The sequence below is a fragment of the Phaeodactylibacter xiamenensis genome (genome assembly GCF_000759025.1).
GTDB lineage: Bacteria > Bacteroidota > Bacteroidia > Chitinophagales > Saprospiraceae > Phaeodactylibacter > Phaeodactylibacter xiamenensis.
Genome location: NZ_JPOS01000133.1, coordinates 1 through 9,871, shown reverse-complemented (window position 1 = coordinate 9,871; position 9,871 = coordinate 1). Strand labels below are relative to the sequence as shown.

General features: G+C 35.8%; 11 protein-coding genes. All 11 read right to left on the bottom strand.

Annotated features, from left to right (window positions below; all coding sequences use genetic code 11):
• Positions 1 to 119: 119 nt before the first annotated feature.
• A complete protein-coding gene (locus IX84_RS30260) occupies positions 120 to 980 on the bottom strand; it encodes a T9SS type A sorting domain-containing protein (RefSeq protein WP_044230353.1) in 861 nt (286 codons plus the stop codon).
• Between the two features lie 73 nt (positions 981 to 1,053).
• Positions 1,054 to 1,695: a hypothetical protein gene (locus IX84_RS30255; RefSeq protein WP_152605315.1), complete on the bottom strand. Its 642-nt coding sequence runs from the start codon at positions 1,693 to 1,695 to the stop codon at positions 1,054 to 1,056.
• A gap of 144 nt (positions 1,696 to 1,839) precedes the next feature.
• Positions 1,840 to 2,115 carry a hypothetical protein gene (locus IX84_RS30250; RefSeq protein ID WP_152605314.1) on the bottom strand — a complete coding sequence of 92 codons (276 nt, stop codon included), beginning with the start codon at positions 2,113 to 2,115 and terminating at the stop codon, positions 1,840 to 1,842.
• A 554-nt stretch (positions 2,116 to 2,669) separates the two neighbouring features.
• Entirely contained in the window at positions 2,670 to 2,891 is a 222-nt protein-coding gene (locus IX84_RS33180) for a hypothetical protein (protein WP_152605313.1), read from the bottom strand.
• 701 nt (positions 2,892 to 3,592) lie between these two features.
• A complete protein-coding gene (locus IX84_RS30245) occupies positions 3,593 to 4,051 on the bottom strand; it encodes a type II toxin-antitoxin system VapC family toxin (RefSeq protein ID WP_044230348.1) in 459 nt (152 codons plus the stop codon).
• A gap of 24 nt (positions 4,052 to 4,075) precedes the next feature.
• On the bottom strand, positions 4,076 to 4,387 hold the full coding sequence (locus tag IX84_RS30240; protein WP_044230346.1) for a hypothetical protein: 312 nt from the start codon (positions 4,385 to 4,387) through the stop codon (positions 4,076 to 4,078).
• Positions 4,388 to 4,614: 227 nt separating this feature from the next.
• Positions 4,615 to 5,004 carry a hypothetical protein gene (locus IX84_RS30235; protein WP_044230344.1) on the bottom strand — a complete coding sequence of 130 codons (390 nt, stop codon included), beginning with the start codon at positions 5,002 to 5,004 and terminating at the stop codon, positions 4,615 to 4,617.
• Positions 5,001 to 6,407, bottom strand: a complete 1,407-nt coding sequence (locus IX84_RS30230) for a hypothetical protein (RefSeq protein WP_152605312.1) — start codon at positions 6,405 to 6,407, stop codon at positions 5,001 to 5,003. Before IX84_RS30230 ends, IX84_RS30235 begins: the two co-directional genes overlap by 4 nt.
• A gap of 11 nt (positions 6,408 to 6,418) precedes the next feature.
• Complete coding sequence (locus IX84_RS30225; protein WP_044230340.1) at positions 6,419 to 7,099, bottom strand: DUF4199 domain-containing protein; 681 nt, start codon at positions 7,097 to 7,099, stop codon at positions 6,419 to 6,421.
• 1,392 nt (positions 7,100 to 8,491) lie between these two features.
• A complete protein-coding gene (locus IX84_RS30215; protein ID WP_044230335.1) occupies positions 8,492 to 8,947 on the bottom strand; it encodes a DUF4262 domain-containing protein in 456 nt (151 codons plus the stop codon).
• 61 nt (positions 8,948 to 9,008) lie between these two features.
• Positions 9,009 to 9,245: a hypothetical protein gene (locus IX84_RS30210; protein WP_044230333.1), complete on the bottom strand. Its 237-nt coding sequence runs from the start codon at positions 9,243 to 9,245 to the stop codon at positions 9,009 to 9,011.
• Positions 9,246 to 9,871 lie beyond the last annotated feature (626 nt).

The window sequence follows — 9,871 nt, the reverse complement described above, 5'->3', positions numbered from 1 at the left end:
TTCCTAATCGTTTGTTTATCAGCTTTTTATTCCCGAAATGGAGTGCGCCCAACGGGTTGGCTACCCGCAGTGGCGACCAAATGGGAGTCATTGCGGGTAGCCGGTGTTGGCAACAGTTTTTAATTTGTTATTATGAGCTTTTCAGTTTTTCGGTATAGGTCATTAATGAAACTCAAATAGTAAACTCCTGATGCCAAATTTTGAACGTTTAAAAATTTGGCATTTGTGTCTGATGAAAGTATCCTTTTCCCAAAGGAATCATAAAGTTCAATATTGAAGAATGATACAGATTCTATATGGAGAATGTCATCCGTCGGATTTGGGTAAAAATTTGGTATATTATGTTCATCGACCTCCAAAATTGAACTTGTTAATGTTGAATCTGGCTCTAAATAAAAATAGAAACTTTTGTATAACGAATCTGTTGCCCAATCTCTTGGTGTAACTATTATACCATCAAGCTGTCCTGGAACTCCATCTAACAAATCACTATATGATATTAAGTTTGGAGGGCAGCTATAGGCAGAAAAAAAGCCCAAGTAGTATTCGTTGATGTCGATTTGAGAATCAATGTAGTCTCCAAGCCAAATAAAATATCCTCCTTCGAAGTTTTCAGACATATTAATGATCTCAAAATACTTCCCTGCTCCGCTTTCAGAAGTTCTTCTGAAATTAACTTTTGAGTCGAATCCAACATCATAAGTAATCTTATTAGCTTCTTCATCATAAAGGCAGTAGAATTCATCTGTTGTCCTTTGAATAACCCTTAGGTCATATGTTTGTGTGGGGGTGCCAGAAATATCCTGTTCACCCAGTTCTTCATCTATGCCAATAGAGGCATCTGAACTAAAACCAAAAACGACAGAATCAACTGGCACTAAAGAGTTGCTACTATCATATCCATAAAATTTTACCTGTTGACCAACTACAATTGAAGATATAATGATTATTAAAAGAGATACAAAGAAAACCCTTTTCATGTTTTGACAATTTTTATTAAAAAAATGCAAGGAGAGAGTTCCCCCTCCTTGCTTTGTTCACAAGGGGAACAAATTAAAATGTTGGATTTCCATACCATGCATATCCGAATGCGCTGGTACACAAAACCCCACTATTATTTCCGTCTGTATACCCCCTTTCAACATATATCCTATAGTATCCGGGGGCAATAGAGCCTGATGGATACCACAATCCAGTACCATAGCTGGATGTTGTATCATCACAATCAACATCATGATTTGCGGAATAAGGCGTGTAAAAATTGTCAAGAACATTATAGTCAACTGTTCCGTTGGCATTCATTTTGTCGATAATCCAATGGTTCCATTCTTCATCATAAAATTCGTACCCAAAACCATATTCCTGAAGAAAAAGAAGAAATGGCTCAGATAAGTCGTATTCATCAAATCCTAAAAATTGCGCACCACAACAGTCGCCAGCAGGATCAGGGGTTGCAGCATATTCTAAGTCATATTTAATGGGTTCGTAGCTTCTTTCAGAAATTTGGTCTGCCTCTTTTTCTTCGGTTGTAAATTCTAGAACTTCTATCTGGTCTGTATTTCCTAACAGGAATTGTTCTTTAATTCCAATCTTCAAAGGACTGTCTTCTTTTAATAGGTAGTTCGATTCGAGTTTTTCCGGCTGGCAACCAATTATAAAGAATCCAGCAAGGAAAATGATAATCAAATTTTTCATAATAAAAAGTTTTGAAAGATTATCCCTCTTTTTTTTGTGTGGCTTTGGGAAATCCCACATATATAACAATCAAATTTGGCGCAGAACTAAACATTGAATCTTCCTTTTTTCAAAGGTTTCGTTTTGCCATTTTTTTCTACTTGTTTAATTGTTGCCAACGGCCCGGGCTACACGCAGGCCGGGATTCCTGAAATTAATCTTTTCATCCCATTTCACCAAAATAGCTGCGGTGGGCAAAGGCGAAATTGGCGTAGCCTGGCTTTGCCCGCCGCAGCGGACTCTTTTTTCTAATTTTTCAATGCAGGATTTTACCCGGCTTGTGTGTAGCCAATGTTCACAGCATTCGCGTTTTATCCCTTTTTTACAAAACAAGCGGCCATTTCTCTTTTTTCGAAGACGAGATAAGGGGGCTTTTTTCAAGTTTACCCAATTCTCCGATTTCGGACCACCAATTTTCAGGCATAACTGATACCCTCATTTTGTTTATCGCCCGTAAAAACCAACTTAAACCAATGAAAATCAATTAATTATTTTACTGCTAAATCTATTCAATGCACCTGAGAACCCTCCAGATTCAATCATATTCGGGCATAAAACCTTATTTGCTCATTGATTTTCATTTACCGTTTGATTTTCATAAGCCCCCTGGACGCGGACTCCTTTCTTGATACCGTATTCTTTTCCATTCAACGGGGCCGCGGTAACTCTTTATCTAATCTTCAATTCAGGCTATCACAATTCTCGTAAACCAACTATAAAACTGTAGAAATCACACCTGCCCCGCCTTAACAGACCAATTCTCCAATGGACTAACCAATAAACACACATTTTCTGAATATTGATAATCAGGCATTTACCATTTTTAGGCGGGGAGAATCCTTTTTTCAAATTCTTACAGATACTGTTTTCTGTTGCGCGATTGTCTGTGAACGGCCCGGGCTACCCGCAGGCCCGGATTCTTGAAATTAATCTTTTCATTCCATTTCACCAAAATAGCGCAGGCAGCAAAAGGCTAACTTGGCGTAGCCCGGGCTTTTGCTGACTGTAGCGGACTTTCTTTTCTCTTTTTTCATTTTCAGGATTTTACCGGGCTTGTCGGGTAGCCAATGTTCACAGCATTCGCGTTTTATCCCTTTTTTACAAAACAAGCGGCCATTTCTCTTTTTTCGAAGACGAGATAAGGGGGCTTTTTCCAAGTTTACCCAATTCTCCGATTTCGGACCACCAATTTTCAGGCATAACTGATACCCTCATTTTGTTTATCGCCCGTAAGAATCAACTTAAACCAATGAAAATCATTCAATTATTCTCCTGCTAAATCTATTCAATGCACCTGCAAACCCTTAAGATTCAATCTTATTCGGGCATGAAACCTTATTTGCTCATTGATTTTCATTTACCGTTTGATTTTCATAAGCCCCCTGGACGCGGACTCCTTTCTTGATACCGTATTCTTTTCCATTCAACGGGGCCGCGGTAACTCTTGATCTAATTTTTCAATTCGGGCTGTCACGATTCTCGTAAACCAACTATAAAACTGTAGAAATCACACCTGCCCCGCCTTAACAGATCAATTCTTCAATGGACTAACCAGTAAACACCCATTTTCTAAATATTGATAATCAGGCACTTACCATTTCTTAGGCGGGGAGAATCCTTTTTTCAAATTCTTACAGATACTGTTTTCTGTTGCGCGATTGTCTGTGAACGGCCCGGCTACGTGCTGTGCCGGATTCTAAATTTACCATTTTCGTTTCAATTCACAAATGCTAGCGTAGGCAGCAAAAGGCGAAATTGGCGAAGCCTGGCTTTTGCTGCATGCGCGGGTTTTTCAATCTCCATTTTTCAATCGAAGATTTTTACCGGCATGGCATGTAGCCATTGTTGGCTGCAGTTTTCATCCCCTATATTTTTCAATATCAATGAATTCCAAATCGATAAATTCACCTGCTAAATGATCAAAGTCTTTATCTGTTGTATATAGTTTCAATTTGTATACACTAGCGGTGGCGGCTATCCATATATCATTCTTCCCCATATTTCTTGAACTAAATTCTACCTTCTTATTGGATAATTTTCCTTGGCTATAGGCATCTATATCTCCGTAACGGTCAATAACCTCTTTTATATTCACATTGATTTTTGCAATTCTTTCAAGAGTCTTTTCTAATCTCTTTTTTCGGCTATCTCCTATCCCTAATTTTTTGGTTAATGCATTTAACTCTCCTAGAGTAACTACTGATATCATAAGCCTATTCTGATCCTTGAATATCTCGTATTCCTTTTCAATTTGTTCTGACACTTCTGTTCCTCGGCTATATATCAACAGTAAATTTGTATCCAGTATTATATCCATTGGCTTTCCACACTAATCAGATTGTTAATCAAGGTTTTCCAGTAATTCTTCTAAAGAATGTTCCCACTCAATTTCATCTGTTAGGCTTTTGAATTCCTGGTAATTGATCGGTTTATAGTTTTGTTCTTTTAAAAGTTGATCTAAGGTTACGCCTTCTCTTACTTCAACGATCCCGTCTTCAATATTTAGGCTTTGCTCATCCTCAACAATGTTCATCTCTTCTATCTCTTCCGCCTGTTGAAAGATTAACTTTAGTTTTTTGACATCATCAATCCTTGTCAAAACATTCATAATGTCTTTCCTAAGTTTATTTGTATTTACTGTATGATTCATCATATTAACTTTTTCTGTCTTCTTCCTATTAGCATTCCTCCTTCGATCCAATTTACAACTTATTAGAACAATCTTGAGACTTTATCAGTTCCCAAAAACTAGCCGTCGCTTTTATTAATTGATTATCAGTCATTTACAATAAGACCATATTGCAGCCAACGGTCTGCATAGCCGCAGGCTGCCCGCATAGGGCAGCTTGACGGCTATGCTTTGTTCTCGCCAGCCTTCTTTCATTTTTTAATTTGATTATCAATTAACTGTAAAATAGCATTTGTAACTTTAGCTCTATCAATTTTACCCTGTTCATGAGTTATTACTCCTAAATTTTCTTGCATGTCCAATTGAGTCAATGAAGAAGAATGCATTATTGTCGCATTCAATCCTTCTTTATTTTGTTCCTCTTTAAAATAGACTAAAAGGTTCTCAATTGCCATTTTAATTTTTCCTTTAGAAATTAAATCCTTTAAATTATTGACAAATTTACTTTCAATGTTTTCACTTGAATTGTCATTAGAATTCTTTCCGGATTCATTTACTTCAATTTTCGCTCCTTTTCCAACGGCTATATTCTTCCCGTCTAACTTACCACCTGTAACAATTATTCCTTTATTTTTTTTCATGATTCTTGGGTTTGACCTTTAAAGAAATTGTTGATTTTAGATTTTTTTCCTACTGCAATATTATCTGCTTTTAAATTGCCCCCAGTTACAAGGACACCATTGTTAAGAATACTTGTTTCCCTTTCTTTGAATTCAGAAGAATCTATATTCTTACTATCAAGGAAGTCTTCTAACATATTAAATATCCTTTTCTCGATAATTTTGAAGTATCTTTCTTTATCAAGCTTTTGAAAATGTTGTGAATATAATAGCTGACTGACCGCCTCTCTAATTGATGTTTCTGCACCATAATCAAAATCTGGAGAACTTTTCACTAATTTTCTCATGACAGATTCCTTTCCACCAAATATGCTACTAATTACTTCATTTATGTAACCCAACACTCTAAAAATAGACATAAAAGTGTGTCCGAGAGTAATGAAAAAGAGTGAAAAAATCCAACCTAAAAAATGCCTAATACCCGATTCTTCTTTAATCTTGTCTATTGTTTTTAAATCTTCGCTTACAGGTGGTAATAAGTAGTAGTTGTTCTCAACAAAAAGACTTTTTTCACTTTTCTGAAAACGTAGAAATGCAGTCAAAATTAAATCACCTTCCCAATCATTTACTTGAATAACTCTATAAAATCTCGCATCTGTATTCGTTTCTTTCATCACTTTTTCTAAATACTCTTGAGAAACATTATTTGAAGGATGCCCAAGTTTATCTGGTAGTATCTCAGGATTATTTCTTATCTTCTTTCCATTAATGAATACTTTATCAGTAACGGATAAATTAGGAATGTTTAGGCTTTCTATTTCATCATCTACTCTTGCATAGATTTCAGATATATCAAAGTCTTTGGGAGATAATCGTCTGTTCAATTCTTTTTTCCCCTTGTCTATATCTACAACAAATGACCAACCCCCAATATCAATTCCACTTCCAACGAAAGGAGAATATCCACTATAAACCACAAGATTTCCGCTCGTTTTTTTGTTAAATTTTTCAATGAGGTGTGAGTTGCTGCTCGTATATTCAAAGTCAGGATTATAAGAGTCTTTGTACAAATTGTTTTTAAGGAAGTTTCTTTGATTAACATCATAAATTAGCACAATAATATATGAGATAACAAATGAGATAAATCCAATCAAAAAAGCTCCTCCCTCTAATATTTCTCCTTCGGAAACAAAAATCAGTATGATAAATCCCCATAAAATGATTGCTGGAAGAAAAAGTAATTGATAGTAATTTCTTCTTTTTTTTCTCGCATTAAATGTATGCTTGAGAAGTTCAGATGTATCCATACCATAAGAATTAACTACGGCATGATACGGGTCTTTTGCAAATTCATATATCTTATTTCTAAGGCTTGAATTTGAGTATACATTAGCTGATACTTGGCGAGTAATATCTGATTGCATAGTCTAAAAATTTATTTGGTTTTTAGAAAAAGTGAAAGGAAAAATGAGAGTATTAAGCCATATAGCATATTTGACGGAATTGCTAATAATAATCCAGTAGAGAATGATTCCACGAAAGTTTCTCTAAAGTATTCATCATTTTCAAATCCGCTAACGCTCAATTGATAGTCAATTAAATCATCCAATGCATAAGGATTTATTATGTAAAAATACACATAACTAAGTGCAGCGGAAATAATTCCACTTGCCAATCCAAACACCGCTCCAATAGATAGCCCCTTTTTTAATGTTAATTGTCCAAAATTCAAACTTCGATAATGTCTGATACACAGAAGTAAAGCTATTAATGCTATTCCCAACGAAATTAATGTTGGGATGAAAATAAATTCCTCGCTTTCATACATATAACTGTCTGAAAAAAAGTATTGAGAGATTACAAAAGCAAGAATAGAATACACTAAGCCATAGGCTATAGATAATCTGACATAACTTGCACCATATCTAACATTTGAACTTTGTTGCCCTGTTATGAACTTCCCAACATTACTTTGAGAGAAATTTGGAGCACCAGCAAATTCAAAAGGTTGTAGTACAGAACCTGACACTTGGTTTTTTCTAGGAATAAGAAGCAGCATTATCACGAAAAATAATATAATCACTTCTGGTCCTAGGAAATTAAAAAGGAGTAACATTAAATTTATTTTTAATTAGTTATTTCTTGGTTGGCGAGAACGGCCCGGCTACGTGACGTGCCGGACTCTAAATTTACCATTTTCGTTTCAATTCACAAATGCTAGCGCAGGCAGCAAAAGACCAAATTGGCGCAGCCAGGCTTTTGCTGCCTGCGCGGGTTTTCCATCTCCTTTTTCCTTTCGAAGATTTTTACCGGCATGGCATGTAGCCATTGTTGGGCGCTTCCATTTTTTTCTTCGTAAACCTATAAAAGCGACCGGTTTACCAATTCTGGATACTTCAAAAGGGCCGTTTTTACCGATTTTTCAATCTTCTTGAACCGATTCCAAAATTCTGATGATCTCAAATTGATCTTGAAAACTGATCTCAATTTACCGGTTTCAAATTCTTGATCTTGAAAGTCAATCTCCAAAATTGATCCAAATTTCTAATCTCTAGTCTTCAATTTGATTCGGCTAAAGTCTTATTCTTCAAGATAATATTGATTCAAGTTGGACAATTCAATCTACTGATTTTCAATCTCCAAAATTTCAACTTGATTCTCGATAACCCGATTCAGTTTGATCAGATTCTTATCCGGTGAAAGGTTCAAATTTCTTGTCCTCCTACCCTATTCTATTCGACGGTTTACCCAATTCTTATTTTCCGTATTGAGGCCCTAAACGTAATCCCTCTCCAAAAAACTCAATTTCTTCTTTCGATGATAGGGAGCGGATATTGTTAAGGATCTCAATTATTCGGGACAACGGATTACCCGATAGAAATACTGATTTTCCATTTTTTTTGCCTGCCCAATTGGGTTATACAATCAATTGACCGTAATCAACAAAACTCGGGTTCCAAAACCAATTATTCCCGATTTTCAAAGGCAGGCTTAATTCCTAATCGTTTGTTTATCAGCTTTTTATTCCCGAAATGGAGTGCGCCCAACGACCCGGCTACGTGACGTGCCGGATTCTAAATTTACCATTTTCGTCTCAATTCACAAATGCTAGCACAGGCAGCAAAAGACCAAATTGGCGCAGCCTGGCTTTTGATGCCTGCGCGGGTTTTTCAATCTCCATTTTCCTCTCGAAGATTTTTACCGGCATGGCATGTAGCCATTGTTATATGGCGTATTCATTTTTTCTCTTCAGACCAATCTACAATTTCTTCGTGATTTTCATTTGCCTTTTCGTTATTTGAATCTCCTCCCTATTTGACGATTTCAGATGTAGAAAGAATTCCTTTAATCTTATTTGTTTCTTTATCCTCCGTTAAAAGATTGAGGATTCTATTTAGAATTTCTTCATCTTGATGGAAACTTATTGAATCATAGTTTTTCAAGAGTTTTGAAGGTTCCTTCTTGCAAAAAGGATATTTAGTTCTGAACTCCAAGTTGATTGACGGTTTTAAAGATTTAGGATTTTACCGAAAATTTCTTGGTCATAATCGTAGTTTTTTTCACCTGGAAAATTCCCTTTTAAATCGGGATAAATTAATTGAATGTATTCAAAATGATTTTCATCGTAATACTTGATCGAGCTTAAAACATATTCTTCTAACTTTTCAATCGAAACCTTGGTCAGATAAACTGGAAATCTGTTAGTTAAGTTCTTTAAAACCTTTAGGATCGGAATTTTTGAAAACCTGTATTCATTCGAGTAATTTTCAATTAATTCCCTAGTTAGTCCAGAGGGTAATCCTGAAATAAAAATTTCTGGGATTTTAAAATTCTGAAAAATTCCTGTTGAATATCCAAAAGGTGTCGTTTCTTCATCTTCAAGTACTGTCGTAATATGATATCCGAATTCTCGAATATTATTGTCAACATTTCTGAAGTATTCATTTCTTTGTTTTTCAGTCACCTTTTTATTTTTTCTTTATGCCATATAACGGCCCGGCTACGCGCAGGCTGGGATTCTAAAATTAATCTTTTCGTTCGATTTCACCAATACTAGCGCAGGCAGCAAAAGGCGAAAATGGCGAAGCCTGGCTTTTGCTGACTGCAGCGGCCTTTTCATTCTCTTTTTTCAATCGTAGATTTTTACCCAGCTTGAGTGTAGCCATTGTTATGGGTTGCCGCTTTATTCTTTTCACCGTTTCAAAAAAAGGGCCCATTTCAAATTCTGGACCAACCAAAAGGCGGCTATTCAATTTTTTCAACTGATTTTAATCTCTTGGTTTTCAGTTGATTCAATTTCAGGATTCTGATTCTATATTTTGATCGATTATAATCTTAAATCAACCAAAAATCTGACGATAATCAACCTATATCCGGATTCAGATCTCAATCTCCAGAAGATTCAACCTGATTTTTGATCTCTGATTTACTCAATTCGATTTCCCAGATTTATCAAAATCAGTTTCAGGTTCTCCAAATCTTTAGTTCCTGATCTTGGTTGTCAAATTGATTCAATCAACGGTTTCCAGTTCAAAATTTATAGATTCCTGATTCCAGATTTCTGTTCTTGGACAAGATTCAAATTCCTGATTTTCTATTCAAAAGCCGCCCAAACGTAAAGCTCATCTGAAAAAACCAATCTCATTTTTCAAGATGGGCCCGGTTAATCTTAGGAATTCAAATTTTTCGTTTTCTGTTCGATTAACCGTAAAACATACAAGACTCGACAGGCCATTTACCCGCCTTTCCCAAATTCCAGTTTACCGATTTGAAAATCAGTTCTCGATTTCTGGACAAGTACCTAATTCTGAATTTTCATTTTGAGACGGGAGAATTCATATTTTCAATTCCATAGAATGCCAATTCTGATGCGGTACCCCATAACGGG